The following is a 26,145-nucleotide window of genomic DNA, read 5'->3' as shown; positions in this document are numbered from 1 at the left end:
GAAATACCGCAATGTCTCGCGTAGCCAAAGCACAAATTGCCATTCCTTCGGGAGTGGATGTTTCCATTACCGCCGACCACATCCAGGTCAAGGGCGCGGGTGGCACGCTGTCCGTGCCGCAAAACGCCCTGGTCAAGGTGGCCAACGACGGTGGCAAGCTCAGCTTCTCGCCGGCCGACGAAAGCCGCGAAGCCAATGCCTTGAGCGGCACCGTGCGCCAGTTGGTCAACAACATGGTGGTTGGCGTCAGCCAAGGCTTCGAGAAGAAGCTCACGCTCATCGGCGTGGGTTTCAAGGCGACGGCCTCGGGCAACAAGCTCAACCTGAACGTCGGTTATTCCCACCCGGTGGACTTCATCATGCCCGCAGGCATCAGCGTGGCCTGCCCGACGCCGACCGAGGTCGTGCTCAAGGGCGCCGACCGCCAGGTCGTGGGTCAGCTGGCCGCCGAGATCCGCGCCGTGCGCCCGCCGGAGCCCTACAAGGGCAAGGGCATCCGCTACGCCAACGAGACGGTCGTGATCAAAGAGACCAAGAAGAAGTAAGGAGCTGCACCATCATGCTAGACAAGAAACAGCAGCGTCAGCGCCGTGCCCGCCAGACCCGCATCCGCATCGCCCAGCAGGGCGCCGTGCGCCTGACCGTGCATCGCACCAATCTGAACATCTACGCCAGCGTCATTTCCGGCTGCGGCACCAAGGTGCTGGCCAGTGCGTCCAGCGCCGAGAAGGAAGTGCGCGAAGCCTTGGGCGGCAAAGGCAAGGGCGGCAATGCCGCCGCGGCCACCGTGGTCGGCAAGCGCATTGCCGAAAAAGCCAAGGCGGCAGGTGTCGAGAAGGTGGCGTTTGACCGCGCCGGTTATGCCTACCACGGCCGGGTCAAGGCCCTGGCGGAAGCAGCCCGCGAAGCGGGTCTGCAGTTCTGAGCGGAGCGGAAAATGGCAAAGTTTCAAGCCAAGATGCAAAACGACGAGCGCGACGACGGTCTGCGCGAGAAGATGATCGCGATCAATCGCGTCACCAAGGTCGTCAAGGGCGGTCGCATACTCGGTTTTGCCGCCCTCACCGTGGTCGGCGACGGCGATGGTCGCGTCGGCATGGGCAAGGGCAAGTCCAAGGAAGTGCCCTCGGCCGTGCAGAAGGCCATGGAAGAAGCGCGCCGGCGCATGGTCAAGGTGTCGCTCAAGAACGGCACCATCCACCACAACGTGGTTGGCCGCCATGGCGCCGCCACGGTGATGATGGCACCGGCCCCCAAGGGTACCGGCATCATCGCCGGCGGCCCGATGCGCGCGGTCTTTGAAGTCATGGGCATTACCGACATCGTGGCCAAGAGCCATGGCTCGTCCAATCCCTACAACATGGTGCGCGCCACCTTCGACGCGCTGGCACGCTCCACGACGCCGGCGGAAATCGCCGCCAAGCGGGGCAAGTCGGTCGAAGACCTCTTCGCCGCCTGATGCCGGCAACCGAATCGAGGCATACAGTGACTACACAGCAGACTCTCAAGGTGCAACTGGTACGCAGTCCCATAGGCACCAAGCAATCCCATCGCGCCACCGTGCGCGGGCTGGGTCTTCGCAAGCTCAACAGCGTGAGCGAGCTCAAGGACACGCCCGAGGTGCGCGGCATGATCAACAAGATCGCCTACCTGGTGAAGATAGTCTGAAAGGCCGATCATGAAACTCAATACCATCCAGCCCGCTGCCGGCGCCAAGCATGCGCCGCGCCGCGTGGGCCGCGGCATCGGTTCGGGCCTGGGCAAGACCGCGGGTCGCGGACACAAGGGTCAGAAGTCGCGCTCCGGGGGCTTTCACAAGGTCGGCTTCGAAGGCGGCCAGATGCCACTGCAGCGCCGTCTGCCCAAGCGTGGATTCAAGTCCGCCTCGCTCAAGTACAACGCTGAAGTCACTCTGGCTGCACTCGAGCGCCTGGGCGCCGCCGAGGTCGATCTGCCCACGCTCAAGCAGGCCGGCCTCGTCGGCCAGATCGTGCGCGTGGTCAAGGTGATCAACAGCGGCAGCCTGAGCAAGGCAGTCAAGCTGACCGGCGTCGGCGCAACCGCGGGCGCGAAGGCGGCGATCGAAGCCGCCGGCGGCAGCGTCGCCTGAGGGAGTCGGGCGCATCGTGGCTACCAACGCGGCCCAGCTGGCAAAGACCGGCAAGTTCGGCGACCTGCGTCGCCGGCTGGTATTTCTGCTGCTCGCCCTGGTGGTCTATCGCATCGGCGCGCACATTCCCGTGCCCGGCATAGACCCGAACCAGCTCTCGCAGTTGTTCAACAGCCAGCAGGGCGGCATTCTCAACCTGTTCAACATGTTCTCCGGCGGTGCGCTGGAGCGCTTCACCGTCTTCGCGCTGGGCATCATGCCCTACATCTCGGCGGCCATCATCATGCAGTTGATGACCTACGTGATACCGACGTTCGAAGCGCTGAACAAGGAAGGGGAGTCGGGGCGGCGCAAGATTACCCAGTACACGCGCTACGGCACGCTCGGGCTGTGCCTGTTCCAGTCGCTGGGCATCGCCGTGGCGCTGGAAAGCACACCCGGCCTGGTGATAGAGCCGGGCTTCAGCTTCCGCGTGACCGCGGTGGTCAGCCTGACCGCCGGCTCCATGTTCCTCATGTGGCTGGGCGAGCAGATGACCGAACGCGGCTTGGGCAACGGCATCTCGCTGCTGATCTTCGGCGGCATCGTCGCGGGTCTGCCGAGCGCGCTCGGCGGTCTGCTGGAGCTGGTGCGCACGGGCGCGATGAGCATCATCATCTCGCTGTTCATCGTGGCGCTGGTGGTGCTGGTGACCTACTTCGTGGTGTACGTCGAGCGTGGTCAGCGCAAGATCCTGGTCAACTATGCGCGCCGCCAGGTGGGCAACAAGGTCTACGGCGGTCAGTCCTCGCACCTGCCGCTGAAGCTGAACATGTCGGGCGTGATCCCGCCGATCTTCGCCTCGTCCATCATCTTGCTGCCGGCCACCGTGGTGAACTGGTTCAGCACCGGCGAGTCCATGCGTTGGCTCAAGGACTTGTCAAGCACGCTCACGCCGGGTTCGCCCATCTACGTGATGATGTATGCGGGCGCGATCATCTTCTTCTGCTTTTTCTACACGGCACTGGTGTTCAACAGCCGCGAGACGGCAGACAACCTCAAGAAGAGCGGCGCTTTCATTCCGGGCATCCGCCCAGGCGAGAACACCGCCAGGTACATCGACAAGATCCTGCTGCGTCTGACTTTCGTCGGTGCGATCTACGTCACCCTGGTGTGCCTGCTGCCGGAGTTCCTGATCCTTCGCTACAACGTGCCGTTCTATTTCGGCGGCACCTCGCTGTTGATCATCGTGGTCGTGACCATGGACTTCATGTCCCAGGTGCAGAGCTATCTGATGAGCCAGCAGTACGAATCGCTGCTGAAGAAGGCGAATTTCCGCACCACCATCAACGGCTAGCCGGATGGGAAGTGATCGTATACAATACCCGGTTCTGCAAAACGCACAAGGCGGCAGGCCGGAGACTTTGAAGAGTTGGCGCTGCTCCCGCTGAGAGCGCCGCCCGCATTGCCCAGGAGAAAAAAATGAGAGTGTCGGCTTCCGTGAAGAAGATTTGCCGCAACTGCAAGATCATCCGCCGCAAGGGTGTGGTGCGCGTGATCTGCACCGACCAGCGCCACAAGCAGCGCCAAGGTTGATTGAACGATTAGAGGACGCAAATGGCTCGTATCGCTGGTATCAATATCCCGCCGCATCAGCACGCCGAAATCGGCCTGACGGCGATCTACGGCATCGGTCGCTCGCGCGCACGCAAGATCTGCGACGCCTGCGCCATCGCCTACTCGACCAAGGTCAAGGACCTGACGGACGCCGATCTCGAGAAGATTCGCGACCAGCTGGCCCAGCTGACGCTCGAGGGCGACCTGCGCCGTGAAACCACGATGAACATCAAGCGCCTGATGGACATCGGATGCTACCGCGGCATGCGCCACCGTCGCGGCCTGCCGGTGCGCGGCCAGCGCACCCGCACCAATGCGCGCACCCGCAAGGGCCCGCGCAAGGGCGCCGCAACGCTGAAAAAATAAGGTATTGAAAGATCCATATGGCCAAGTCTCCCGCCAGCAACGCCGCACAGCGCGTACGCAAGAAGGTCCGCAAGAACGTCTCCGACGGCGTGGCCCACGTGCACGCTTCGTTCAACAACACCATCATCACGATCACCGACCGCCAGGGCAACGCCCTGTCCTGGGCGTCTTCCGGTGGCCAGGGCTTCAAGGGCTCGCGCAAGTCCACGCCGTTTGCCGCGCAGGTGGCTTCGGAAATGGCCGGCCGCGCTGCCATGGAGCAGGGCATCAAGAACCTGGACGTGCAGATCAAGGGCCCCGGCCCCGGCCGCGACTCTTCGGTGCGCGCGCTCGGCGCCCTGGGCATCCGCATCACCTCGATCTCCGACGTGACGCCGGTGCCGCACAACGGCTGCCGTCCGCAGAAGCGCCGGCGCATCTGATTTTTCTCCCCTAAGCCCACCGCCACCCATCGCCTGGCGCGAAGGTGGCTCCTGCGGCCCGACCCGCAGCAGATCCCCCAATCAAGGAAACCCCCGTGGCACGCTACCTCGGCCCCAAGGCCAAACTCTCCCGCCGTGAAGGCACCGACCTGTTCCTCAAGAGCGCGCGCCGCTCGATCGCCGACAAGGCCAAGTTCGACTCCAAGCCCGGCCAGCACGGGCGCACCTCGGGTTCGCGCACCTCGGACTACGGCCTGCAGCTGCGCGAGAAGCAAAAGGTCAAGCGCATGTACGGCGTGCTGGAAAAGCAGTTTCGCCGTTACTTTGAAGAGGCCGAGCGTCGTCGCGGCAATACCGGCGCCAACCTGCTGTCCTTGCTCGAATCGCGCCTGGACAACGTGGTCTATCGCATGGGCTTCGGCTCCACCCGCGCCGAGGCGCGCCAGCTCGTGTCGCACAAGGCGATCACGGTCAACGGCCAGTCGGTGAACATCGCTTCCTACCTCGTGAAGGAAGGCGACCAGATCGCGGTGCGCGAAAAGTCAAAGAAGCAGGCGCGCATTGGCGAGGCGCTGCAGCTCGCGCAACAGGTCGGCATCCCCGCATGGGTCGAAGTCAATGCCGACAAGGTCGAGGGCGTTTTCAAGAAGGTGCCCGATCGCGACGAGTTCGGCGCGGACATCAATGAGTCGCTGATCGTCGAGTTGTATTCGCGCTGATCCGCTGTCCTGCAAGCATTTTGCAATCGTTCCACACCGCGAGGCATCGCGGTGCTGGCGCTTCATCAGCCTTACCGGTGTAACGAGCCGGGGGCATTGAGAGGAAGTCCGCATGCAAACCAATTTGCTCAAACCCAAGACCATCAACGTCGAGCAGGTCAGCGCCAACCGCGCCAAGGTCGAGCTCGAGCCGTTCGAGCGCGGCTACGGGCATACGCTGGGCAATGCCATCCGCCGGGTTTTGCTGTCTTCCATGGATGGTTATGCGCCGACCGAGGTCTCTATCGCCGGCGTGGTGCATGAGTATGCGGCCATCGACGGCGTGCAGGAAGACGTGATCAACATCCTGCTGAACCTCAAGGGCGTGGTGTTCAAGCTCTTCAACCGCGACGAAGTCACGCTGTCCCTGCGCAAGGACACCGAAGGCGTGGTCGTGGCCGGCGACATCCAGACGCCGCACGACGTCGAGATCATCAATCCCGAGCACCCGATCGCCACGCTGTCTGCCGGCGGCAAGCTGGACATGCAGATCAAGGTCGAGAAGGGCCGCGGCTATGTGCCCGGCAACCAGCGCTGGCATGGCGACGAGCCCAACAAGACGATAGGGCGCATCGTGATGGATGCCTCCTTTTCACCGATTCGCCGGGTGAGCTACACGGTCGAGAGCGCGCGCGTGGAGCAGCGCACCGACCTGGACCGCCTGGTGCTCGACATCGAGACCAACGGCACGCTCACGGCCGAAGAGGCGGTGCGCACCTCGGCCAAGATCCTGGTCGAACAGCTGGCGGTGTTTGCCCAGCTCGACGGCGGCGACCCCTTCGAGGCCGGCGCCTCTGCTGCGCGCACCGGCGCGGCCACGTTCGATCCGGTGCTGCTGCGCCCGGTCGACGAGCTGGAGCTCACGGTGCGTTCGGCCAACTGCCTCAAGGCCGAGAACATCTACTACATCGGTGACCTGATTCAGCGCACCGAAAACGAGCTGCTCAAGACCCCCAACCTGGGTCGCAAGTCGCTCAACGAGATCAAGGAAGTGCTCGCCTCGCGTGGCCTGACTCTGGGCATGCGCCTGGAAAACTGGCCGCCCGCAGGACTTGAGAAGCGCTGATTGAGAATCGGGTGGCGCCCTTGCCGCCCAGTGCCGCGGGAGGTACCTGATACGGCCCCCTGCATAACAAGCGTAAAGAAGGAAAAGCACCATGCGTCACGGAAACGGACTGCGCAAACTCAACCGCACCAGCGCCCATCGCAAGGCAATGCTGCAAAACATGATGAACTCGCTCATCGAGCACGAGGCCATCAAGACCACGCTACCCAAGGCCAAGGAACTGCGCCGCGTGGTTGAGCCCATGATCACCCTGGCACGCCAGGACACCGTGGCCAACCGCCGCCTGGCATTCGCGCGCCTGCGCAATCGCGACAGCGTCACCAAGCTGTTCACCGACCTCGGTCCGCGCTTCAAGACCCGCCCGGGCGGCTACACGCGCATTCTGAAGATGGGCTTTCGGGTGGGCGACAACGCTCCCATGGCTTACGTGGAACTCGTGGACCGCGCAGCACCCGCGTCCAGCGACGAAGCCAAGGCCTGAAATCCTGCTACAATAGCCAGCTTACCGCGCGGTGGAGCAGTCTGGTAGCTCGTTGGGCTCATAACCCAAAGGTCGGAGGTTCAAATCCTTCCCGCGCAACCAATCAGATCAAGCGCCTGGCTTGAATTCAAAAGCCCACGTCAGTGGGCTTTTTTGTGTCTGCGTTCAGGTCGTGCACACTTCGCGCGCGCGCCGGGGCCTTCCCGTTGCGCGTTTCGGCGTCTGATCTTTGGGTATGTGCGCTGGGTGTTTGGCCAAGGCTTGCAGGTTCGTATGTTGCGACTTGGGCCAGAACAGAAGATTTTGTTGGCGCGGCGCCAAGGTCGACAAGCGCCTGCGGCACCCGTGCCCCGTCTCTTCCGTAGCGAATGAGCTCCGGCTCCTGCCTCAGCCGCGCGCCTGGTGCGTGTTCGAACCACTGGTCAGGCGAAACATCGAGGATCCGACTGCCGCAAATTGCGGGCTCCCGGAGGCTGCCGCAATACGGGCGCCCCCGCTGTTTTGCTTCTTGACCTGGATCATGGTCTTTGCCCGGGCCGCTCGCCATACTGGCGCTTTGCACACACTTTCGGGGCCTTGCCATGGAGCCGCTTGCCTTGCGCATCATTTGTGAAGAGCATTTTTCCATCGCCGCGGTGCTGCGCTCGCTGCGCATGATGCTCAAGCGCGGCCCCGAAGACGATGCGCCGGCGTTCTTCGACGCCATGCGGGCGATGCTGTTCTACATCGACGAGGTACCCGAGCAAGACCACCATCCCAAGGAGTCGCGCTTCCTGTTTGCGCCCCTGCTCGAGCGCGCGCCCGAGCATGTGCCCTTGCTTGAGCGGCTCGAGCGCGAGCACGTGAACGGCGAGCGTACGGTGCGCGAACTGCAGCACCAGCTGCTGGCCTGGGAGCTGATGGGCGAAGGGCGGCGCGCGGCCTTCACCCAGGCGCTCAACAGCTACATCACCTTCTACCTCGAGCACATGCGGCTGGAAGAGACGCTGATCCTCCCTGCGGCAATCAAGGTCCTCACGGCGCAGGACTGGGCGCGCATCGACGAGGCTTTCATGGCCAACCAGGATCCGCTCGCAGGCGACGCCGATCGCTCGCCGGAGCACGAGCGGCTGTTCCAGCGCATCGTGCACTGCACGCCCAGCCCGATAGGCCTGCGCCAGGAGCTGGCCGCCGCCCGCTGAGCCGGTGAACCGCCCCGTGGCGCACGGGGCTCTCGGCCACTCGCTGCAAGGCCCGCGATTGCCGTGACAAGGCGGCCAGCGCGCCGGCTATCCGGCTGCCGCAAGACCTTGTTCAAGCCGCAGGCACGTCGTGGGCGCTGCCCGCGCCGGCCGCCGCGCCGAGGTAGCGCACGGCGACCACGGTGATGTCGTCGGCTTGCGCTGCGCCGGACTCGAAGTCGCGCACCGCCTGCAGGATGTCTTGCGGCAGGGCCTCGCCCGTGGCGCTGCGGGCGCTGACCGCCTGCACCAGCCGCGCCTCGCCAAACAGCTCGCCGGCGGCGTTCGCCGCTTCGGTCACGCCGTCGGTGTACAGCAGCAAGGTGTCGCCCGGCGCCAGCGCCAGCGTCCCCGGTTTGAAGGGCATGCCTTCCATCACCGCCAGGGCGATGTTCTGGCCCTGGGGCAGCATCTGCACCTCGCCGGCCGAGCGCAGCAGCAGCGGCGGGTTGTGTCCGCCGTTGACGTAGTCCAGGCGGCCGGTGCCCAGGTCCAGCACGCCCAGGAAGGTGGTGACGAACATCATCTGCTCGTTCTCGGCGCAGAGCCGGTCGTTCAGCCTGGCCATGATGTCGGCCGGTTCGCGCAGAAACTGCGCGATGCTCTTGAGCAGTGTGCGGGAAATCGCCATGAAGAAGGCCGCCGGTATGCCCTTGCCCGAGACGTCGGCGATCACCAGCGCCAGGCGCTTGTCCTCCAGCAGGAAGTAGTCGTAGAAGTCGCCCCCGACTTCCTTGGCCGGAATCATCAGCGACGCGACGTGGACCGCCCGGGTGTCTGGCTCGGTGCGCGGCAGGATGGACAACTGCATGGTGCGCGCGATCTCCAGCTCCTGGCGCAGGCTGATCAGGACTTCTTGCTCGGCCATGGCCTTGCGCAGGCGCTTGAGCAGGTCGACCAGCCTGTCCTGCTGGCTCATCACCAAGCCGGACAGGCGCCCCAGGGTGTTGGCCAGGCCGGCCAGGGCGTTGTCGTCTTCGGTGTCCTGCACCGGCTCCAGCGCGGCCAGCACCTCGGTGCGCGATTGCTCGTCCAGGCTGCCTGCGAGTTGGCGCAATTCGCGGCGTATCAGCTGCTCTTGCTGCTGGCGCACGCGAGCGCGTTCGTCGCGCAGCATGCGCAGGTTGATCATCTCGCCGCGCAGCGCCGCCACGCCGCGCGCGATCTGTCCGGCTTCATCGGGCAGCTCCTGGTCGTCTTCGTCGGGCGCGGCGCGCAGCTCGCCCTGGGCCAGCGCGCGCAGCACGCCGACGGAGCGATCGAGCGGGCGCAAGGCGCGGCGCAGCACGAAGGACAGCGCAAAGCCGAGCAGCCCGATCAAGAGCACGACGCCGGCCGCGGCCAGCGCCTGCATGCGCCGGTCGGTGCGGCGCTCGGCGGTGGTGTCCCAGACGGAGAGCAGCGAGCCTATGGGGCGCGCGTCCGGCCCGATCAGGGGCAGGGCCGCGCCCAGCCAATAGCGGCCGCTTGCGCTCTGGCTCTCCAGCACCCGCGCGTGGCGCACGGTCTGCGCCAGGCCCTCGGCTTGCGCCAGACCAGCCTGCGTGCCTGTGACCTCGCGCCCGCGCAGATTGACGACGAAGCTCTCGCCCTCTATCGCGTGCGCCATCTGCGGCAGCAGCTCGCCCAGGTCCTGGCCCAGGGCGAGCACGCCGCGCGCGCCGGTGGGGCCAAAACTCTGCGTGACAACCAGGTAGTAGCGCTCGCGCGAAGCCTGGCTCAGACCCGGCAGCGGCGCGCTGCTCGAAAGCGCGCGGCTGAGCCAGCCGGCATCGACCATGGCGTCCTGCAGCAGGCTGCTCGAGCTTGACTGCACCAGAGTCCTTTGTTCGTCGAACCAGTCGGCGCGCCAGCCCGGGTGTTGCTCCAGCAGCGGGCGCACCAGCGCGTTGAGCGCCTGTCTGTCCCGGCTCTGCCAGGCGCGCTCCAGCTGCGGATCTTGCAGCGTGGCGGCAACACCTGCGCGCAGGGCCGCGCCCGCTTCGTCCTGCAGCCGGCTCCAGGCGATGGCTTGCGATTGCAGCAGTACGCCGTGGTAGCGCTCGTTCAAGACCCGGTCGCGCTGCCAGGCGATTGCGCCGACCATCAGCGCCAGCGCCAGCGCGGCGATCAATGCCAGCAAGGTGATGCGTGTTCTAAGCGGCATCACTGCCTCGCGCGGACTGGCGCCCCGGTGTGGGCAGCCACGGGAGCGCTGCGGCGACCAGGGCGCAAAACGCCAGGGCGGCGCGTCCCCAGTCGCCCAGCGGCCCCACGGTCTGCGGCGCCCAGACCTGCAGCGCCAGCAGGCACAGCCCCGGGCCCAGGGCCGCGCCGCCCAGCAGCAGGCCCAGCCAGATCGCCCGGCCGCGCCCGCCCGGCCGGCGCGCGGCCAGCAGCGCCAGCAAGACCAGCAGTCCTGGCCCCAACGCCAACACGCCCGGCGATTGCAGGCCGGCGCCGGCCAGCGCCAGCAGCCAGGCCGCAAGGCCCAGCCACAGACCGCGCCAGCGCGCGCGTGCGGCCTGGCTTGGCAGGTCGGACAACACCAGCGAGGGCATCTGCGCATACCGGTCGCGCCCTTCGACGCGGGTCAGCCCTTCGTCCAGCAGAGCGCGCTTGGTCTGGTCGGGCTCGGTACGCCGCAGCGATTGCGTCAGGCGCTGCAGGCGCTCGAACTGTTCGTTGGCATGGCGCAGTTGCGCGCGCAGCCAGGGCAGACGCGCATCAAACTCGCGCCGGCCCAGGCGGGGCAGGCGAAACGCGAAATCCCCCGCGCCCAGGCGGCTGCAGGCGGCGGCGACGATGCGCTCGCGGCGCAGGACTTCGCCGGCCAAGCTGTAGCGCAGGCCCTCGGCCGCGAGTGCGCCGGTGAAGGCGAGCAGGGCGGCCAGCGGCAGGGCCCAGTGCATCAACAGCGTGCCCGTGGCGGGCTCGCGCCACAGCACGCGGATGCGCGCCACCGGCACGCCGCTGACGGTGACGGGAGCCTGCGCCGCCAGCGTGGCCGCGTTCGCCTGGCCGCGCGCGCGCTGGTGCAAGACCTGCTCGCGACTATCCTGCAGGCTGACCGCGAGCAGGTCGTCGAAAGCCTGCAGGCGGTGCTCGAACAAGGCCGTCACACCCACCAGCTGGCTCAGCGGCACGCCCACCTGCACCGCATGCTGCACCTGCTGCGCCATGCCGTCTGCCACCAGGCGGGCGCGGCCTTCGGCCTCCTGGACGGCCATGCCTTGCAGCTGGCGCACCGCCACCCAGCTCACCGCCAGAAAGGCCAGGCACAGCAGCGCCAGACCGCGCAAGGCAAAACGCCGCGCGGCGTACACCGGCAAACGGCTCCGGGGTTTCACAGCGGCTCCCGCGCCTGCGTCAGGCCATCGAGCGCGCCGGCGACGCGCAGCTCGGTCTGCTGCAACCGGGCGGCGGCCTGGTCCATCAGAGCTTCATCGCGCGCGGCCGCCAGCGCGCGCAGCAACAGCCTGGCCAGTACGAGGGCGGCCAGTGTGAGGCCGAACACCGCCGCCAGCGCGGCCGCCAGCACCGGCCAAGGCGAGGGCGAAGGCGCCAGCGCCGAGGTGATGCACACCTGGCCCGCGAGCTCGCCAAACGGTCCGTGCACCGCCAGGCCCAGCGTGAAGTCTTCTGCGCCGACGACGCGCCAGGCGGCCGGCGGCCCGGCTTGCGCATCCGCCGCCGCGCCGCTCTGTGCCTGCCTGCTGGCCAGCAGCCATTCGGCAGGAACCGGCTCGCCGATGGCGCCGCGGTCGGTGCTGAAGAGGGAGATGGCGCTGGCGTCGAACACCTCGGCCGCGACGAGTGTGGGGTCGTCGGCCAGCAGGTCTTCCAGCATGGCCTGGGCCTGGTGGCTGCCGGCCAGATCAAAGCCCAGCGCCAGGTTGGTCTGCAGCCGCTCCCGCAGGGACTGCAGCGCAATCTCGAGCCGCGCTTCGCGCAGGCCCTGCGCCTGGCTGCGTTGCAGACCGGCGAGCATGGCCACGAGCAGCAGCAGGCCGAGCATCGCCGCCAGCCACCAGCGCCAGGCGAGCTCCACGCAGGCGGCGAGCCCGGGGCGCGGGCGAGGCAGTTGCTCGGCCCCCGGGTTCATTGCACCACCTCGGCCACGTTCAGCAGCGCCAGCGGCGGATACAGGCCCAGCGCCTTGGCCGTGCCCATGTTGATCAGCAGCGAAAAGCGCTGCAGCGACTCGGCGGGGATGCGCTCCACAGGCGTCTTGTCCACCAGGATCTGCGCCGCCTTGTAGCCGGCAAAGCGCCCCACGTTGGTGCCGTTGGCAAACAGGCCGAACATGCAAGACGCCTTGCGTACTATGCTCTCTGTAGCGCAGAACGTAGGCAGACCCTCGGCAATCGCGGTTTTTGATACCAAGTCCCGATGGGTGAAAGCAAGAAAGGTGCTGGGGCCGACATAGAGCAGGTCGGCGCCGCGCTCCCGTAGTCCGCGAATGAGCGCTGGCAGCGCCTGGGCCTGGGCTTGGCCGCTTGCGTCCAGCGGCACTTTTGCTTCCAGCAGCTCGAAGCCTTCGCTGCCCGCCATGCGGCGCAGTTCATCGGCCACGCCCACGGTATTGGATTCGGCCGGGTTGGTGATGTAGCCCAGGCGCTTGAAGGGCAGGTAGCCGCGCATCGCGTTCAACTGCACGGCGACGGGTGCCACGTGGCTCACGCCGGTGACATTGCGCCCCGGCGGCTTGGTCTGCCTGAGCAGGCCCGAGCCCACGGGGTCGGTCACCTCGGTGAAGACGATGGGGATGTCGCGGATGTGCTGGTCCGGCCCGGCGTCGTGCTTGCCCGCCATGGCCAGAGTCGTGCCCGTGCCCCAGGTGTAGATCAGGTCGGGCGCCAGCGCGCGCACCTTCTCGACCGTGGCCGCAGCGTCTTCGGCGCGGCCGGAATACACCACGGTGTCGATCTTCACGTTCAGCTTGCGCTTGAGCAGGTAGTCCTGAAAGCCGGCCTCGGTGTTCTCGGGCTGGTGCGGCAGCACCATCACGATGTGGTAGCCCGGCGCCGCGGCTGGCTGCGGCGTCTGCGCCGGCGCGTGCATTGGTACGCTGGCCGCCAGCAGGGTCGCCAGGATCAGGGCGACGCCCGGACGCTGCCGGGCTTCAAGCCATTGCATGTTTCGCTCCGTCGGTCTGCGCGGCGCGCAAACCCGTCATCAAACCCAGCGCACCCAGGGCGAGCAGCGCGCCCACCACCAGCACCGCGCCATCCATGCCCAGCCGCGCCACCGCCAGCGCCACCACGAAGGGCGCGAGGATGCTGCCCACGCGCTCGAGGAAGCGAAACGCCGCGAGCGCCTGCGCCGGGGTGACGCTTTGTGCGCCCGCCGGGCTGGCGCCGTGCGCTTGCGCGCTCGACGCCTCGAAGGCCTCGGTCACCAGCACCAGTTGCGGCGCCGATTGAAAGGCCTGCGCCACGCCAAGCAGCGCACAGCACAGCGCCGCCCCCCAGGCGCCGCCGACCAGCACCATCAAGCCACAGGCCAGCGCCGAGAGCGCGCAGCCCCAGACGACCCAGGAGCGGCGCTGCCCGCTCAGATCGGACCAGCGCGCCACCAGCGGCGCCACGATCATGAACGCAAGAAAGTAGGCCAGCAGCACGCGCCCGGACACTGCCGCGCTCTCGCCCTGTGCCTGCAGGTACAGCGGCGTGACCACCACCAGCAGCGCCACCGCCGCCAGGCGGGCCGGCACCGCAGCGTACCAGGTCACCGCCATCACCTGGCGGTTGCGCAGGATCGCCGCCATGCCGCGCCAGCCCAGGGCCGGCGGGGCGTCGCTGCCTTCGTGCTGCAGCCGGGGCAGGCCGATGCTGACCAGCGCCGCCAGGCCCAGGCAGAGCGCGCAGGCGGCAAAAGCCAGGGTGCTGCCCAGCCGCTGCACCAGCAGGCCGCCCAGCGCCGGACCGCAGACGCCCGCAGCGACGATGGCGGCGGCCACCTCCACCAGGCCGCGCCCGCGGCTGCGGTTGTCGGTCAATCGCACGATGGCGGTCTGCGCCAGGATCAGCAGCAGACCGTAGGCCAGCCCGCTGCCCGCGCGCAGCAGCATCAGCATGGCGGCATCCTGCGCCCAGGCCGTGGCCAGCAGCAGCGCAGCGCCTGCGAGCGAGCTCAGAAACAGCGCCTGGCGCATGGCCACGCGCCGGGCCAGCCAGGGCCCGAGCGGCTGCGCCAGCGCCAGCGTGAGCATGAAAGTCGCCACCGGCAGCACGGCCACCGTGGTCGGCGAAATGTCCAGGCCCGGCGGCTGCATCTCCGAGGCGAACACGGTGAAGAAGGGGCGCAGCAGCTCGTCCGAGAGCGCGGTGAGAAAGACCAGCAGCCGGATGCGCGTGAGCGCCATGGCGCGGCGGTTGAGCTGCTCGCCGCGCAGCACGGCGCCGGCCTGTGCGCTCAGGTCTTGCAGCGTCTGGCGGATGTTTTGCCACCAGTCGTGCAGGCGCTGCGCGGTGTCCGCCTGCAGCCGCAGCTTGCGCGCCTGGCGGCACCACTGCGCCCAGAGCACGGAAAAATCCAGATAGGGCTTGAGCACCGAGCGCTGCCATGTAGCGCCCAGCATCTCGCGCGCCAGCACCAGCCCGACCAGAATCGCAAAAGCCAGATCGATCAGCACGGCCCGCACGCGCGCATCGATGTAGGCAAACGTGGTGCCGCTGCTCAGGCTGGCGTCGCCGCCCGCTGCCGCGCCCGCGCCGGCCAGCGCGGTCACGGTTTGCCGCACCAGGCGAAAGGCGGTGTCGCCCGTGCCCGGCGCGGCCAGCGCCCGGGCTGCCTCGCTCGCGCCCGCCCGGGTCTGGCTGACCAGCACCGGGGCGCTGCCGGGCGAACTCTGCCAGGCCAGAAAGGCCACTTCCGGCGCGGTTTCGAGCTCGGCCTGCAGCATGGCGTCCACGCCAACGAGCTTGTCGGCGGGGATGCCGAGCGAGAGCGCGCGCTGCACCTGCTCCTGCGCCATGCTCAGCACCGAGCGGGCGTTGCGGTCGATCTGCTCGAGCAGCAGCGGCTTGGCCAGCTGGCGGCCCTGCCAGGCCAGCAGGGCCAGCGCGGCAAAAGTCAGCAACACGGCCGCAGCCAGCAAGGCGCCGGCGCGCCGACCTGCGGGCGCGGCGCGCGCGAGCTCGGGCAGCTGGCGGGCATCTTCGGGCTCGGCAGCAGCGAGCGCCGCGCTCGCCTGCTGCAGGCGCCGGCCCGTGAGCAGCGCCCAGGCCATGCCGATGCCGCCAAGCGCCAGCGACAGCAGCATGCCCACGACCAGGGCGTACGGCCACAGCGGCCGGATCACCGACCACGCGGCCGCCCGCAAGGCGCCCAGGTCGTAAACCAGCCACAACACCCCGGCGCGCTGGCCCGAGGGGTCGAGCAGCGCCGTGCCGACGAACATCTGCGCGCCCTGCTGGCGCACCAGCGAGGCCACGGGCGCATCCGCATGCCTGCCCGCGCCCATGAGCTGTGCGCTCCAGCTGCCGGGCAGTGCAGCGGCGTAGCGGCCGGCCGACTGGCCGAGCTCGGCCACGACCTCGCGCCCGTCCGCCGCGACCCAGCCGCCGACCAGCTCGCTGTCCTGCGCGCCCTGGCGCGCCAGCACTTGAGGCAGTTGCGTCTGGTCGTGCAGGCCCAGACCCAGGCGGTAGCCGAAGGCAATCTGGTCGCTGACGCGCTGGGCGGTGCGCAGGCTGCGGCTTTGCGCGAACTCCAGCATCACCTGCTCGATGCGCAGCCCGATGAGCAGCGCCGACAGCAGCACCAGCAGCCAGGCGAGCGGCGCAGCCACGCGAAACGCCGACACGCCGTGGCGCCAGGCCCCGGCAGCGTGCCCTGCGGGCGTGTGCGCGCCAGCCGGGCGCATCTCAGAACTCTCCCGACGCTGGCCGCAGATCCGCCCCTGGTGCGTAGTTGTTTGGAGGCTCCGTGCGATCGGGCAAGTGGGCCGGCGGGGGTGGCGGGTTCACCAGACGCGAGGGCTCGTCGCGCGCGGGGTCGTCCATGTAAGCGTCGGCCGGCTGGCCCGGGAACTCGCGCCCCGGGGGCGCGACGATGCGCGCCGCCGGGCCGGCGCTTGGCAACTCCGACTCGGGCAGCGCCACTACGCGCGGCTTGATGAGGAAGAGGCGCTCGCGCACCTGGCGGTTGTCCACCTTGTGCGAGAACAGGCTGCCCAGCAGTGGAATCTCGCCCAGCACCGGAATGCGTTGGTTGGAATGCTCGGTTTGCTGCGTGTTGTAGCCGCCGATCAGCAGCGTCTGGCTCTCGCCCACGATGGCTTGGGTACTGACGGTGCTGCGCCGTATGGTCGGCAGGCCGTCCACCACGCGCTCTTGTATTTGCCCGTCCTCGATGTCCACGTCGAGCTGGATGGTCGGGCCAAGGCGGTCGCGTTCGATGTAGTGCGGCGTGACCTTGAGCGTGGTGCCCACGGTGACCGGAGTCACGGTGGCCACGCGCTCGCCGGTGGTGCGGATGTAGAAGGTTTCGGACAGGTCGAGCAGCGCGCCGGTGTGGTCTATCGTGAGAATGGACGGGCGCGACTGGATCGAGGCTTCGCCTATGCCTTCGAGCGCGCGGATGCGCGTGACCAGGTAGTTGCCGGCATCGAGCACCACGCTGTTGGTGCTGATGTTGGCGCCACGCGCCGCACCAGAGATGGTCAAGGCCCCTGAGGTGGGCGAGACGTTGCCGAAGCCGGCGGCCATGCCGCCCTTGCGCCCGCCCCAGGCGATGCCCAGTTCATCGAGGCGTGTGGAGTTCACGTCGATGATCATGGCCTCGATCTCGATCAGCGCGGTGGGCACATCCAGCTGCTCAATCAAGGCCTGGTACATCGGCAGGCGGTCGGGCGTGTCCTGCACGATCAGCGCGTTCAGGCGGGAGTCGGCCTGGATCGAGGGCCTGGACAGGCGTGCGCTGGCGGACGCAGCCGCCTGCGCGCCCTCGGCGGTGGCCGCCGCCGGCTTGCGCGCATCGTCGCCCGACAAGGGGGCAAGGGGCGTGAGCTGGTGCGTGCTGGGCGCCAGCGCCGCAGCCTGTGGATTGCCGCTGGCGCGCAGCGGCGCCGCCAGGCGGTTGACGGCTTCGCTGTCGGCCCCGATCGGGATCACGTCGGTGGCGGCGCCGCCGTCGCCGCCGCTGATCAATGCGCGCAGCACGCGGGCGAGTCCCGGCGTGGTGAGCTGGCGGTCGCGGTAGGTGATGGTGCGGTCGTCTACCGAGGCGTGCTTGAGCCGGAACACCGCTACCTTCTGCCCTCCGCCCAGCGGCGGCAGACTGGCCATGGTGCGTTGCACCAGCGCAACATAGGCGGGCGGGCCCGAGACCAGCGCCAGACCCTGCTCGGGCAGCTCGCCCCAACCGAAGCGCGCGTCGAGCACGCCCAGGCTGGTCAGCGCCTTGCGCACCGCCGGCATGCTGGAGCCGGAGGCGTTGATCGAGGTGGTGCTCATCTCGCTGGTGCGGCTGATGAACAGCGTGCCCGCGTGCGTGAACCACTGAAAGCCGTAGGCGCTGCCCAACTGGTCCAGAAATTCGCCGGGGCTGCGTGCCTGAAAGCGTCCGTTGACCTTGCCCTCGACCTGCGCCGAGAGGTCCAGCCCGAGGCTGAAAGAGCCGGCAAAGTCGCGCAGCACCTCGGCTACCGAGACGGGCTTCTCGGCGTAGTAGTTGAAGGGGTCGTCCGTCCACGGCGGCGGGCTTGCGTGCGCCTTGGGCCCGGCCAGGCCCAACACGGCGATCAGGCTTGCCAGCACCGCCGCCCGTCGGCCCCAGCGCCACGCGCCGGCGCGCGTCATGTTCGGCCTCTTCATTGCCGGGACAGCACCTGGCCCCAGAAGGCCAGTTCGTTGACGAAGTCGCCGACCAGCTCGTCTACCTCCTGGGCCGAGCTGGCGGCCACTGTCTGGCTGAGCCAGAACGCGCGCTCGTCGGCGTCCACGACGCAGGCGGCCCCAGCGCTCTGGATGCGCCCGCAGGCGAGCGCGCCCATGCTGCGCAGCAACTCGTCGCGCGCGGGCCCGGCTTCGGGCAGCTCGCACAGGCGCGAGCGCACCTGGATGCGGCCGTCTGCCAGGCTGCGCAGTTGCAGCCGATAGCGCTCGTCCACGGTGAGATGGAGCCGGCTGGCGTCATGCGGCCCGCTTTGGCCCAGCGTGGTAGCGGCGTAGCTGGCCAGCAGGGCGTTGCCGGCACTGGAGTGGGAAGTGGTCAGCATGCGTGTTCCGTGAAGCGGGTATGGCCGGCGCCGCGACAGGCCGGGCGGGGAATGGCGCAGGGCGTGCTCATTCGTGTTCTTTCATTTGCTGCAGCAGCCGCAGGACTTCGGCTACCGGTTCGACAAGCTGCGATGGAATGTACTGGCCGCTGCTGGCCTGCTCCATCAGGGAATGCGCGAGAGGGATGTTCTGCATCACCGGCACGCCTGCTTCGCGCGCGGCGCGCATCATGCGCTCGGCCAGCGCGCCCTCGGCCATGGCCAGCACCACGGGCAGCGGGGTGTCGCCCTCCTCGTAATGCAGCGCCACGGCGATGTGCGTGGGGTTGGTCACCAGCACTGTGGCCTGGCGCGCGCTGTTGACCGCACCCTCCTGCATCATCTGCTGGTGCAGTTGCTTGCGCTGGTGCTTGATGTGGGGGTCGCCCTCCATCTCCTTGTATTCGCGCTTGACTTCGTCCTTGCTCATCATGAGCTGCTTGCGGTGCGAATAGCGCTGCCAGGCAAAGTCCGCCAGCGAAATGACGGCATAGGCCAAGCCGATGTTGATCAGCATGGTCTTGATCAGCGAGCCGATCACCTGCCCCATGCCCGCCAGGCCCGCCTGCGGAATGCTGGTCATGATGGGGAAGGCGTCGCGCAGCAGCAGCCACAGCAGTGTGGACAGGAAACCGATCTTGATGGCCGACTTGAGAAACTCCACCAGGTTCTTCTTGGAGAAGATGTTCTTGAGGTTGGCGATGACGTTGAGCTTCTTGGCCGAGGGCTTGAGCTTTTCAAAAGCCAGCACCAGACCGACCTGCATTGCGTCGGCAAAAATGCCCAGGATCAGGATGATGAGCAGAAAGGGCAGCAGCACCCAGCTCGCGGCCTTGAGCAGCTCGGAGCTGACTACGTTGGCCGCGTCGGCAAAATTCATCTGCAGCACGCTGGCGGGCAGCAGGATGATCTCCAGCAGGTCGTCCACGATCTTGCCGCCGGCTGCCAGCATGTAGCCGAAGATGGCCAGAATCAGGATGGTCTGGGTGAAGTCCTTGCTGTAGGCGACATCGCCTTTGCGGCGCGTATCGCGCAGCTTCTTGGCGGTGGGCTGTTCGGTTTTTTCGCTCATCAGCGCCCCCACTGCTCGTTCAGCGTGGGCACGGCGCGCCCCACGGACTCCACGAGGTCACTGCCGTAGTCGAACAGCGATGCCGCATAAAGAATCAGGATCAGCACCGCCAGCCCGCTCTTGACCGGCATGGCCACGAAGAACACCTGCAGCTGCGGCGCAAAGCGGCTGACCAGCGCCAGGCCGAGCTCGGCCAGAAACATGGCGACCATGGCCGGCGCGGCCAGCAGCAGCGCCATGCGCACCAGGCGGTTGAGCTGCTCAAGCATCAAGGGGACGGAATCGGGATGCAAGTGCGGCGCCCAGTCGGTGACGCTCCACAGCCGGAAACTGTCGTACAGCCCGCCCAGCAGCAGGCCGAAACCCCCTGACACCAGGAAGAAGACGATGAAGGCCTGGTTCAACAGGATGCCCATGGGCGAGGAGTCGTTGCCCGTGAGCGGATTGAGCGTGGAGGAGATGCTGGCCCCGCGCTGGTTGTCGATCAAAAAGCCCACGGCCTCGAAGGTCCAGAACGGAATGGCCGCGAGATAACCGATCACGAAGCCGATGAAGGCCTCCTTGGCGACCAGCAGCGCCCAGACCGCGGGCGAGGCCAGGTCGGCACTGCCCAGCTGTGCATGCAGCAGCGGCACCGTCAGCAGACCCAGCGCCCCGGCCGCGCCAAAGCGCAGCAGGCCGGGCACCACCTGGGCGTTGAACAGGGGCAGGGCGATGAACATGGCAAGGATGCGCGGCTGCGACAGTGCCAGCGCCAGCAACCAGGACTTGAGGTCTTCGTAAGTAACCGGCGCGTCCATCGGGTTCCCTGCGGGCAGCCTGGCTCAGCGCCCTGCCAGCGCCAGAGCGTCGAAGATCTGAGCGCCGAAATTGAACATCTCGCCGCCCACCCAGCGCGCCGTCAGCAGCAGCGTGACGGTGACCGCAATCAGCTTGATGCCGAAGGACAGCGTCTGCTCCTGGATCTGCGTGAGCGCCTGAAACAGCGAAAACAGCGTACCGACCAGCGCCCCTACCGCGATCGGCGGCAGCGACAGCCACAGCACCAGGTACAAGGCCTGGGTGAAATACGCGACGACGTCTACGGTTTGCATGGGCAGGCAACTGAAATATTGATGAAATCGGCCTCTAACGCTTGTCCGTCCTGTGCTGGAAGCTATCTGTTTTGAGTTTCACAAATAGGTCAGGATCAGGCTTTGCACCAGACGCGACCAGCCGTCGAGCATGACGAAGAGAAACAGCTTGAGCGGCAGCGAGATGGTGACGGGCGAGACCATCATCATCCCCATGGCCAGCAAGATGTTGGAGACGATGAGGTCTATGACGACAAAGGGCAGATAGAGCAGGAAGCCGATCTGGAAGGCCGCAGTCAGCTCCGACACCAGAAAGGCCGGCATCAGCACCATGAAGTCGCGCTCGGTCATGCCGGCCGACAGGTCCGGCCCCCACAGGCGCTGGGCGGTGCGCAGAAAGAAGTCGCGTTGCTCCACCTTGCTGTTGCGCGCCATGAACTCGCGCAGCGGCTCGGCCCCTTCGCGCACGCCGGCAACCAGTGCGGGCACGCTGCCCAGGGTTTCGGGCTTGGCGCTGAGCCGGTCGGCCATGTGTACGCCCACCGGCGCCATGATGTAGGCCGAGAGAATCAGCGCCATGCCGTACAGCGCCAGATTGGGCGGTACCTGCTGCACCCCCAGGGCATTGCGCAGCAGCGCCAGTACCACCGCGATCTTCAGAAACGAAGTGGTTACCACCACCACCGTGGGCAGCAGCGCCAGCAGGGCCAGCACCAGGGCCAGCGTGATGGGATCAAACCCGGTGTTCATGCGCGGCAGCCGTGCTTGCGCTTCAGGGGTTCTGGAGCGCGAGCGTGCGCACGCTCACGCCCAGCTGGCCGTCGATTTCCACCAGATCGCCCTCGCCGACCAGTGCGCCGTTGGCACGGATGCGCACGCCGCCCGAGAGCGGGCGCGCCAGCTCGATGGTTTGCCCCGGCTGCAGCGTTTGCGCCTGCGCCAGAGTGAGCGTGACTTCGCCCAGATCAAAGGACAGGCGCACGGGCAGCGCATCGAGTGATGCGGGCGCGGCATCGGCGGCCAGCGGTTCGACGGGCGTGGATTCGTTGGTGGGCATGGTGGCGCTCCAGGCATGGGTCACGATCAGCGCGGGGGCTTGCGGCGGCTGTGCCTCGGCCCCTGCTGAAACTTGGGTTCCGGGTTCGGGCGCAGAGGGCGCGGGCAGCTGTACGCGCAGGCCGTGACGCCCGTCGGCGCTGAGCCAGAGCATGCGCTGCGCGCCCACGTGGTTGACTTCGAGCAGCACGACGTCGCCCGCGCTGAGGCTCGCCAGCTCTTGCGCGGTCACCCGGGTGCAGCCAATCTCGGCGGGCAGGCGCAGCGGCCACAGCGCGTTGAGCGCCGGCGGGCGGGGCGGGCGCCTGGCCAGCAGGCCGGCCAGCAGCAGCAGGCCGAGCGCGTCCAGATGCAAGCTCGCGTCCAACGCTGCCGGGCCATCGCTTTGGCGCAGCAAGGCCTGCACGCCATGGCGGCAGCCCGAGGCCGGTGCGCCGCCGGCGCTGGCCTGCAGCAACTGGGGTTCGCCGCGACCCAGCGTGCGCAGTGCGCTGAAGACATCGACGAGGGCCGCCTCCAGCACCGCCAGGGCCAGCTCCGCAGGCAGTTCGCCCAGGCTGGCGCCGTCCAGCAAGGGGGCGCTCAGCTCGCCCACGCTGGCCTGTGGCACGCAGACGCACAGCGTGGCGCCGGCCCATTCGATCTGCAGCATCCAGTCCTGCGGGGCAGGAGCGGCGCTGCCCGCCAGTGGCAGCAGATCGACCTGCCAGGCCTGGCCAGCCAGGCGCAGCGCCAGTGCGCCGCCGCGCTGGGCGATGGTGGTGCGCGCCTGGGCTTCGTTGCGCGACAGGCGCTCGAGCACGGGCGGCGATGCGGGCGAGGACAGATCGTTCATGAAGGAGGATGGGTTCAGGCGCGGCCCGCGCGGGCTTCCACGGGGCAGGGATCCTCGGGGTCGTCGGCCAGCACCCGCACCAGGGAGGCGCGTTGCAGCCGCTCGGCCAGTTGCTCGGCCAGCCAGGGGGCGTTGCGCGCCAGGCGCTCGCGCGCTTCTTCCTGCGAGCAGGTGAACTCGGCGACCAACGCGCCTTCGTCCTCGAAGACTTGCAATACCACGCCGGGCAGGTCGGCGTCGGCCAGCTGCATCTGCACCGCTTGACCGCCGTGGCGGCCTTCGCCTACCAACAGGCGCTGCGCCATCTGCGACAGGCGCTCGTCCAGGCCGGCGAGGGCGCTGGCCTCGGGTGCCGCCGGCCGCTCGGCCGCTGCGGCGCCGGGCAGAGCCTGGCCAAACAGTTCGAACGGGTGTTGCGCCATGGCTGCGGGAGCAGCAGCAGGCGCGCTCGGTGCCTGTTGCAGCAGCGACTGCATGCGGCTGGCGTCCTGCTGCAATTGCTGCTCGTCGCGCCCGCCCTTGCCCGGGGTGGGCAGGCCGCCGTCGCCTGCGGCATGGCCCAGGTCAGAGCGCGGCGGCAGGCCGATATCGAGGTGGATGCTGCGGTCGCTGCCACTCATGCGCCTTGCTCCTCGGGTTCGCTCACGTCCCACTCCTCGCGGTCGCGGCGCACGCTGGCGGCTTCTTCCATTTCCAGGTCTTCGCGACGCTCTGCCTCGCGCGCGCGTTCGCTGTCGAAATTGGCCGACAGGTCGATGAATTTTTCCTTCTGGCGCGTGGCCTCCTTGTGCGCCTGGCGGGCCTGCTGCAGCGCCGCTTCGGCCTGCTGCTCCTGGCCGAGCGCGCTTTGCACCGCGTCCTCCTGCGTGGCCTCGCGCTGGCGCAAACCGGCGACGGCCAGTTGCACGTCTTCGATCTCGCGCAGACGCACGATGCGCTCGCACAGCTCGCGGTACATGCGCAGCTCTGTCTCCACGCCTTCGCGCAGCAGGCGCTCGAGCAGGGCCTGGGCTTGTTCACGTGCCTGGCGCGCCTGGCGTGCCTGCTCGCGCTGGTGGCGCACCTGTAGCTCGGCCTGGTCCTCGCGGAAGGTCTTGATGCGCAGCAGGTCGCGAAACACGCTCATGACTTCGCTGCCCCCGCGCCCACCAGCTCGGCCAGGCGCTGCAGGGTTTCCTGCATGCCGCAGCGCTCGTCGGTGCGCTGCCTGAGAAAGGCGCGTATCGCCTCGATCTTGTCGATCGCCTCGTCGGTGTTCGGATCGCCCCCGCGCTTGTATTCGCCGATCTTGACCAGCAGCTCCACCTCCTCGTACTTGGCCATGAGCTCGCGCAGGCGCCCCGCGAGCTTTTTGTGCTCGGGCGTGATCACCGCGTTCATCACGCGCGAGGCCGAGGCCAGCACGTCGATGGCCGGGTAGTGGTTGGCCGCGCCCAGCTTGCGCGAGAGCACGATGTGCCCATCCAGGATGGAGCGGGTTTCGTCGGCGATCGGCTCGGTCATGTCGTCGCCTTCCACCAGCACGGTGTACAGCGCCGTGATCGAGCCGCTCTGATTCATGCCGGTGCGCTCCATCAGCTTGGGCAGCGTCGCGAACACGCTGGGCGGAAAGCCCCGGCGTGTGGGCGGCTCGCCCGCGGCCAGGCCGATCTCGCGCTGGGCGCGGGCAAAGCGCGTAGCCGAATCCATCAGGAACAGCACCTTCTTGCCCTGGTCGCGAAAGTACTCCGCTATCGCCGTGGCCACGTAGGCCGCCTTGGAGCGTTCCATGGAAGATTTGTCGCTGGTGGCGCAGACGATGACGGCCTTGCGCCGCCCCTCGGGACCGAGGTCGTGCTCGAGGAATTCGCGCACCTCGCGCCCGCGCTCGCCGATCAGCGCCACCACCGTCACGTCCACCGCCGCGCCCTTGACCAGCATGGCCATGAGCGTGGATTTGCCACCGCCCGCCGCCGCGAAGATGCCCATGCGCTGGCCCTCGCCGCAGGTGAGCAGCCCGTCGAGCGCGCGTACGCCCAGCTCCAGCGGGTCGCGGATGATGCGCCGCGTGAGCGGGTCGGGCGCCTCGGCAAACACCGGGTAGTACTTGGTCGCCTCCAGCGGGCCGCGCTCGGCTTCGTCCAGCGGCCGCCCCAGGCCGTCGAGCACGCGCCCGAGCAGGCCAAAGCCCACCGGCACCATGTGCGAACGCCCGGTCGGAACCACCTCGGTCGCGGCCGAGATGCCATACATGTCGCCGATCGGCGTGAGCAGGGCGGCGTCGCGCACGAAGCCCACGACCTCGGCCTTCATTTCAAAATCTTCGCCAGGGTTGCGCAGCAGGCAGACCTCGCCGACCTTGACCGTCGGCACCACGGCCTTGATGATGGTGCCTATCACTTGCGTGACGCGGCCCTTGATGCGCAGCGTCGACGTATCCTGCAGCGCCAGCTCCATCATCTCGGTGATGTAGTCGAACTGGCGCTTGCTGCGCGCCGGCACGGCGGGAGGGGCGGCCAGATCGTTCATACGCGGTTGCCCAGGATTTTCTGGAAGGCCGCCTGCAGCGCGCCAATCTGCCCCTCGATGCTGGCCTCGACCATGCCGATTTCGCTCTCCAGGATGCAGCTGTCGGGCGCCAGGCGGCCGTCGGCCAGAATGTCCAGATAGCCCACGCCGGGGTAGGCGGCCAGCAGGTCGTTCACGCGCGCGCGCACCACATCGACCTGGCTTGGGTGCAGGCGCAGCGTCATCTGCTTCTGGTTGCGCACTACCGACAGCGCGTTCTTGACGACCGCCAGCACGCGCTGCTCGTCGTCGAAGCCTTCGACGATCTTGCGCACCGCGCCCATGACCAGCGCCACCATCTCCTGCTCGACCTGGGCAAAGTAGTCCACCGTGCGGCTGACGGTGTCGATCATCTTCTCGGCCTGCTCCATGCGCGCCTCGACCAGGCCGTCCTGGTAGCCGCGCTGGCGCTCTTGGTCGAACGCGTCCTGCGCGGCCGCGACGATGGCCTGGGCTTGCGCACGGGCCTCGGCCAGCAGCGCATGCGCTTCACCGAGCGCGGCGACGTCGGCAGCGCGCACGATGCGTGTGCCCGGCGGCACGCGGCTGGCCAGGGTGCGCGTGGGGCTCAGTGCGTCGCGGTAAAGCAGGAAAGCCATGCGGGATCCATTTGTTCCAGTCGGTGCAGGCACAGGCCGCGCGCCTGGCTTGCGCTCAGCGGCAGGTCTGCGCGTGCCTGGGCGCTCAAGGATAGCGGGGGCAGGCGCCAGTCGGCACGCCGCGCGAGCGGGGCGGGTGCATCTTGCCAGGCGCGCGCGAGCACGCTGAAGCCTAGCAGTTCGGGCCCCGCTGTCCAGCCGTGGGCCAGCCAGCGCTGCGCGTCGTCGAGCTCGGGCTGGACCTGCACGTCTTCGTCGAGCAGCCGCTGTAGCTCTTGGGCGCCCAGCGCCTGGCGCAGCGCCAGCACCTCGTCGCGCACGATGACGCGGCGCAGCTCGCGCGCCAGCAACGCCAGGCCGAGCGCGCGCGCCAGGCGTGCCAGTAGACCGGCGTCGGCGAGGGCCAGCGGCAGCGCGGGCAGCTTCATGTCCAGCACCGGCGCCGCCGCATTGCCCAGGCCCTGCAGCAGACGCGCAGACCAGCGCTTGTGCAGCGCGGCCAGCACGCCGGGGCGCTGGGCCAGCGGGCTGCCCCAGCCCTCGGGCGGCGCCAGCCCAGGTATCTGCTGGGGGTGCAGCAGCAGGCTGGGCAACTGGTTGAAGCGCAGCAGCTGTGCCAGCGCCGGATGCTCCAGGCCGTGCCATGCAGCAGGTGTTGCGCTCGTGCCCACTTCGACGTCGTCCCCGTTGGTTTGAAAGAA

General features: G+C 68.0%; 30 protein-coding genes and 1 tRNA gene. 14 read left to right on the top strand and 17 right to left on the bottom strand.

Annotated features, from left to right (window positions below; translation table 11 throughout):
* The first annotated feature begins 11 nt into the window (after positions 1 to 11).
* The 14 genes from rplF to KUD94_RS10320 all read left to right on the top strand — a co-directional run bounded on the left by rplF (position 12) and on the right by KUD94_RS10320 (position 7,980).
* Positions 12 to 545: a 50S ribosomal protein L6 gene (rplF, locus tag KUD94_RS10385; RefSeq protein ID WP_218237138.1), complete on the top strand. Its 534-nt coding sequence runs from the start codon at positions 12 to 14 to the stop codon at positions 543 to 545.
* Between the two features lie 14 nt (positions 546 to 559).
* Positions 560 to 925 (top strand): 50S ribosomal protein L18, encoded by a 366-nt coding sequence (gene rplR, locus KUD94_RS10380; RefSeq protein ID WP_218237137.1) that lies wholly within the window; start codon positions 560 to 562, stop codon positions 923 to 925.
* Between the two features lie 12 nt (positions 926 to 937).
* Complete coding sequence (gene rpsE / locus KUD94_RS10375; RefSeq protein ID WP_218237136.1) at positions 938 to 1,459, top strand: 30S ribosomal protein S5; 522 nt, start codon at positions 938 to 940, stop codon at positions 1,457 to 1,459.
* A gap of 26 nt (positions 1,460 to 1,485) precedes the next feature.
* Entirely contained in the window at positions 1,486 to 1,668 is a 183-nt protein-coding gene (rpmD, locus tag KUD94_RS10370) for a 50S ribosomal protein L30 (RefSeq protein ID WP_218237135.1), read from the top strand.
* Positions 1,669 to 1,678: 10 nt separating this feature from the next.
* Positions 1,679 to 2,110: a 50S ribosomal protein L15 gene (gene rplO, locus KUD94_RS10365; protein WP_218237134.1), complete on the top strand. Its 432-nt coding sequence runs from the start codon at positions 1,679 to 1,681 to the stop codon at positions 2,108 to 2,110.
* A 16-nt stretch (positions 2,111 to 2,126) separates the two neighbouring features.
* Positions 2,127 to 3,446 (top strand): preprotein translocase subunit SecY, encoded by a 1,320-nt coding sequence (secY, locus tag KUD94_RS10360; protein WP_146912735.1) that lies wholly within the window; start codon positions 2,127 to 2,129, stop codon positions 3,444 to 3,446.
* Positions 3,447 to 3,571: 125 nt separating this feature from the next.
* Positions 3,572 to 3,685: a 50S ribosomal protein L36 gene (gene rpmJ / locus KUD94_RS10355; protein ID WP_003050535.1), complete on the top strand. Its 114-nt coding sequence runs from the start codon at positions 3,572 to 3,574 to the stop codon at positions 3,683 to 3,685.
* A gap of 21 nt (positions 3,686 to 3,706) precedes the next feature.
* Complete coding sequence (rpsM, locus tag KUD94_RS10350; protein WP_146912736.1) at positions 3,707 to 4,072, top strand: 30S ribosomal protein S13; 366 nt, start codon at positions 3,707 to 3,709, stop codon at positions 4,070 to 4,072.
* A gap of 17 nt (positions 4,073 to 4,089) precedes the next feature.
* A complete protein-coding gene (gene rpsK / locus KUD94_RS10345; RefSeq protein ID WP_218237133.1) occupies positions 4,090 to 4,494 on the top strand; it encodes a 30S ribosomal protein S11 in 405 nt (134 codons plus the stop codon).
* Positions 4,495 to 4,589: 95 nt separating this feature from the next.
* Positions 4,590 to 5,213 carry a 30S ribosomal protein S4 gene (gene rpsD, locus KUD94_RS10340; protein WP_146912738.1) on the top strand — a complete coding sequence of 208 codons (624 nt, stop codon included), beginning with the start codon at positions 4,590 to 4,592 and terminating at the stop codon, positions 5,211 to 5,213.
* A 112-nt stretch (positions 5,214 to 5,325) separates the two neighbouring features.
* On the top strand, positions 5,326 to 6,318 hold the full coding sequence (gene rpoA, locus KUD94_RS10335; RefSeq protein WP_218237132.1) for a DNA-directed RNA polymerase subunit alpha: 993 nt from the start codon (positions 5,326 to 5,328) through the stop codon (positions 6,316 to 6,318).
* A 91-nt stretch (positions 6,319 to 6,409) separates the two neighbouring features.
* Positions 6,410 to 6,799, top strand: a complete 390-nt coding sequence (rplQ, locus tag KUD94_RS10330) for a 50S ribosomal protein L17 (RefSeq protein WP_218237131.1) — start codon at positions 6,410 to 6,412, stop codon at positions 6,797 to 6,799.
* Between the two features lie 25 nt (positions 6,800 to 6,824).
* Positions 6,825 to 6,901: transfer RNA gene (locus KUD94_RS10325), tRNA-Met, on the top strand.
* 479 nt (positions 6,902 to 7,380) lie between these two features.
* On the top strand, positions 7,381 to 7,980 hold the full coding sequence (locus KUD94_RS10320) for a hemerythrin domain-containing protein (protein ID WP_218237130.1): 600 nt from the start codon (positions 7,381 to 7,383) through the stop codon (positions 7,978 to 7,980).
* A gap of 112 nt (positions 7,981 to 8,092) precedes the next feature.
* Here KUD94_RS10320 and KUD94_RS10315 read toward each other — a convergent pair whose 3' ends face one another.
* The 17 genes from KUD94_RS10315 to KUD94_RS10235 form a co-directional block, all read right to left on the bottom strand.
* Positions 8,093 to 10,165, bottom strand: a complete 2,073-nt coding sequence (locus KUD94_RS10315) for a PP2C family protein-serine/threonine phosphatase (RefSeq protein ID WP_218237129.1) — start codon at positions 10,163 to 10,165, stop codon at positions 8,093 to 8,095.
* Positions 10,155 to 11,348 carry a hypothetical protein gene (locus KUD94_RS10310; protein WP_218237128.1) on the bottom strand — a complete coding sequence of 398 codons (1,194 nt, stop codon included), beginning with the start codon at positions 11,346 to 11,348 and terminating at the stop codon, positions 10,155 to 10,157. Before KUD94_RS10310 ends, KUD94_RS10315 begins: the two co-directional genes overlap by 11 nt.
* Positions 11,345 to 12,103, bottom strand: a complete 759-nt coding sequence (locus KUD94_RS10305; protein WP_218237127.1) for a hypothetical protein — start codon at positions 12,101 to 12,103, stop codon at positions 11,345 to 11,347. Before KUD94_RS10305 ends, KUD94_RS10310 begins: the two co-directional genes overlap by 4 nt.
* Positions 12,100 to 13,137, bottom strand: coding sequence for an ABC transporter substrate-binding protein (locus KUD94_RS10300; RefSeq protein ID WP_218237126.1), 1,038 nt, complete (start codon positions 13,135 to 13,137; stop codon positions 12,100 to 12,102). Before KUD94_RS10300 ends, KUD94_RS10305 begins: the two co-directional genes overlap by 4 nt.
* Positions 13,124 to 15,868 carry an MFS transporter gene (locus KUD94_RS10295; protein WP_218237125.1) on the bottom strand — a complete coding sequence of 915 codons (2,745 nt, stop codon included), beginning with the start codon at positions 15,866 to 15,868 and terminating at the stop codon, positions 13,124 to 13,126. Before KUD94_RS10295 ends, KUD94_RS10300 begins: the two co-directional genes overlap by 14 nt.
* A gap of 1 nt (position 15,869) precedes the next feature.
* Positions 15,870 to 17,804, bottom strand: coding sequence for a type III secretion system outer membrane ring subunit SctC (gene sctC, locus KUD94_RS10290; RefSeq protein ID WP_218237124.1), 1,935 nt, complete (start codon positions 17,802 to 17,804; stop codon positions 15,870 to 15,872).
* An 11-nt stretch (positions 17,805 to 17,815) separates the two neighbouring features.
* Positions 17,816 to 18,223 carry a hypothetical protein gene (locus tag KUD94_RS10285; protein ID WP_218237123.1) on the bottom strand — a complete coding sequence of 136 codons (408 nt, stop codon included), beginning with the start codon at positions 18,221 to 18,223 and terminating at the stop codon, positions 17,816 to 17,818.
* Between the two features lie 67 nt (positions 18,224 to 18,290).
* Positions 18,291 to 19,337 (bottom strand): type III secretion system export apparatus subunit SctU, encoded by a 1,047-nt coding sequence (sctU, locus tag KUD94_RS10280; protein WP_218239269.1) that lies wholly within the window; start codon positions 19,335 to 19,337, stop codon positions 18,291 to 18,293.
* Positions 19,334 to 20,134: a type III secretion system export apparatus subunit SctT gene (sctT, locus tag KUD94_RS10275; RefSeq protein WP_218237122.1), complete on the bottom strand. Its 801-nt coding sequence runs from the start codon at positions 20,132 to 20,134 to the stop codon at positions 19,334 to 19,336. The genes sctU and sctT overlap by 4 nt, the downstream gene beginning before the upstream one ends.
* 24 nt (positions 20,135 to 20,158) lie before the next feature.
* Positions 20,159 to 20,428: a type III secretion system export apparatus subunit SctS gene (sctS, locus tag KUD94_RS10270; RefSeq protein WP_146912749.1), complete on the bottom strand. Its 270-nt coding sequence runs from the start codon at positions 20,426 to 20,428 to the stop codon at positions 20,159 to 20,161.
* 78 nt (positions 20,429 to 20,506) lie between these two features.
* Entirely contained in the window at positions 20,507 to 21,157 is a 651-nt protein-coding gene (gene sctR, locus KUD94_RS10265; protein WP_218237121.1) for a type III secretion system export apparatus subunit SctR, read from the bottom strand.
* 22 nt (positions 21,158 to 21,179) lie between these two features.
* Positions 21,180 to 22,298 (bottom strand): type III secretion system cytoplasmic ring protein SctQ, encoded by a 1,119-nt coding sequence (sctQ, locus tag KUD94_RS10260; protein ID WP_218237120.1) that lies wholly within the window; start codon positions 22,296 to 22,298, stop codon positions 21,180 to 21,182.
* A gap of 14 nt (positions 22,299 to 22,312) precedes the next feature.
* Complete coding sequence (locus tag KUD94_RS10255) at positions 22,313 to 22,918, bottom strand: hypothetical protein (RefSeq protein WP_218237119.1); 606 nt, start codon at positions 22,916 to 22,918, stop codon at positions 22,313 to 22,315.
* Positions 22,915 to 23,424, bottom strand: a complete 510-nt coding sequence (locus tag KUD94_RS10250; RefSeq protein ID WP_218237118.1) for a YscO family type III secretion system apparatus protein — start codon at positions 23,422 to 23,424, stop codon at positions 22,915 to 22,917. The genes KUD94_RS10255 and KUD94_RS10250 overlap by 4 nt, the downstream gene beginning before the upstream one ends.
* Positions 23,421 to 24,806: a type III secretion system ATPase SctN gene (gene sctN, locus KUD94_RS10245; protein ID WP_218237117.1), complete on the bottom strand. Its 1,386-nt coding sequence runs from the start codon at positions 24,804 to 24,806 to the stop codon at positions 23,421 to 23,423. Before sctN ends, KUD94_RS10250 begins: the two co-directional genes overlap by 4 nt.
* On the bottom strand, positions 24,803 to 25,444 hold the full coding sequence (locus KUD94_RS10240; protein WP_218237116.1) for an HrpE/YscL family type III secretion apparatus protein: 642 nt from the start codon (positions 25,442 to 25,444) through the stop codon (positions 24,803 to 24,805). The genes sctN and KUD94_RS10240 overlap by 4 nt, the downstream gene beginning before the upstream one ends.
* Positions 25,414 to 26,115: a hypothetical protein gene (locus KUD94_RS10235; protein ID WP_218237115.1), complete on the bottom strand. Its 702-nt coding sequence runs from the start codon at positions 26,113 to 26,115 to the stop codon at positions 25,414 to 25,416. Before KUD94_RS10235 ends, KUD94_RS10240 begins: the two co-directional genes overlap by 31 nt.
* Positions 26,116 to 26,145 lie beyond the last annotated feature (30 nt).

The organism is Comamonas sp. NLF-1-9 (assembly GCF_019195435.1).
GTDB lineage: Bacteria > Pseudomonadota > Gammaproteobacteria > Burkholderiales > Burkholderiaceae_C > Comamonas_C.
Note: the sequence above shows the minus strand (reverse complement) of the source record. Positions and strands in the feature narration are given on the sequence as shown.

What these genes read in the sequence shown, in the direction of transcription:
- rplF (WP_218237138.1), top strand. Translation starts at nt 12, where the DNA reads ATGTCTCGCGTAGCCAAAGCACAAATTGCCATTCCTTCGGGAGTGGAT.
- rpoA (WP_218237132.1), top strand. Translation starts at nt 5,326, where the DNA reads ATGCAAACCAATTTGCTCAAACCCAAGACCATCAACGTCGAGCAGGTC.
- KUD94_RS10295 (WP_218237125.1), bottom strand. Translation starts at nt 15,868, where the DNA reads ATGCGCCCGGCTGGCGCGCACACGCCCGCAGGGCACGCTGCCGGGGCC.
- KUD94_RS10255 (WP_218237119.1), bottom strand. Translation starts at nt 22,918, where the DNA reads ATGAGTGGCAGCGACCGCAGCATCCACCTCGATATCGGCCTGCCGCCG.
- sctS (WP_146912749.1), bottom strand. Translation starts at nt 20,428, where the DNA reads ATGCAAACCGTAGACGTCGTCGCGTATTTCACCCAGGCCTTGTACCTG.
- rpsM (WP_146912736.1), top strand. Translation starts at nt 3,707, where the DNA reads ATGGCTCGTATCGCTGGTATCAATATCCCGCCGCATCAGCACGCCGAA.
- KUD94_RS10320 (WP_218237130.1), top strand. Translation starts at nt 7,381, where the DNA reads ATGGAGCCGCTTGCCTTGCGCATCATTTGTGAAGAGCATTTTTCCATC.
- sctN (WP_218237117.1), bottom strand. Translation starts at nt 24,806, where the DNA reads ATGAACGATCTGGCCGCCCCTCCCGCCGTGCCGGCGCGCAGCAAGCGC.
- rplQ (WP_218237131.1), top strand. Translation starts at nt 6,410, where the DNA reads ATGCGTCACGGAAACGGACTGCGCAAACTCAACCGCACCAGCGCCCAT.
- KUD94_RS10315 (WP_218237129.1), bottom strand. Translation starts at nt 10,165, where the DNA reads ATGCCGCTTAGAACACGCATCACCTTGCTGGCATTGATCGCCGCGCTG.
- KUD94_RS10300 (WP_218237126.1), bottom strand. Translation starts at nt 13,137, where the DNA reads ATGCAATGGCTTGAAGCCCGGCAGCGTCCGGGCGTCGCCCTGATCCTG.
- KUD94_RS10240 (WP_218237116.1), bottom strand. Translation starts at nt 25,444, where the DNA reads ATGGCTTTCCTGCTTTACCGCGACGCACTGAGCCCCACGCGCACCCTG.
- KUD94_RS10285 (WP_218237123.1), bottom strand. Translation starts at nt 18,223, where the DNA reads ATGCTGACCACTTCCCACTCCAGTGCCGGCAACGCCCTGCTGGCCAGC.
- rpsK (WP_218237133.1), top strand. Translation starts at nt 4,090, where the DNA reads ATGGCCAAGTCTCCCGCCAGCAACGCCGCACAGCGCGTACGCAAGAAG.
- rplO (WP_218237134.1), top strand. Translation starts at nt 1,679, where the DNA reads ATGAAACTCAATACCATCCAGCCCGCTGCCGGCGCCAAGCATGCGCCG.
- sctR (WP_218237121.1), bottom strand. Translation starts at nt 21,157, where the DNA reads ATGAACACCGGGTTTGATCCCATCACGCTGGCCCTGGTGCTGGCCCTG.
- sctC (WP_218237124.1), bottom strand. Translation starts at nt 17,804, where the DNA reads ATGACGCGCGCCGGCGCGTGGCGCTGGGGCCGACGGGCGGCGGTGCTG.
- KUD94_RS10250 (WP_218237118.1), bottom strand. Translation starts at nt 23,424, where the DNA reads ATGAGCGTGTTTCGCGACCTGCTGCGCATCAAGACCTTCCGCGAGGAC.
- KUD94_RS10305 (WP_218237127.1), bottom strand. Translation starts at nt 12,103, where the DNA reads ATGAACCCGGGGGCCGAGCAACTGCCTCGCCCGCGCCCCGGGCTCGCC.
- sctT (WP_218237122.1), bottom strand. Translation starts at nt 20,134, where the DNA reads ATGGACGCGCCGGTTACTTACGAAGACCTCAAGTCCTGGTTGCTGGCG.
- sctQ (WP_218237120.1), bottom strand. Translation starts at nt 22,298, where the DNA reads ATGAACGATCTGTCCTCGCCCGCATCGCCGCCCGTGCTCGAGCGCCTG.
- rpmJ (WP_003050535.1), top strand. Translation starts at nt 3,572, where the DNA reads ATGAGAGTGTCGGCTTCCGTGAAGAAGATTTGCCGCAACTGCAAGATC.
- rplR (WP_218237137.1), top strand. Translation starts at nt 560, where the DNA reads ATGCTAGACAAGAAACAGCAGCGTCAGCGCCGTGCCCGCCAGACCCGC.
- rpsE (WP_218237136.1), top strand. Translation starts at nt 938, where the DNA reads ATGGCAAAGTTTCAAGCCAAGATGCAAAACGACGAGCGCGACGACGGT.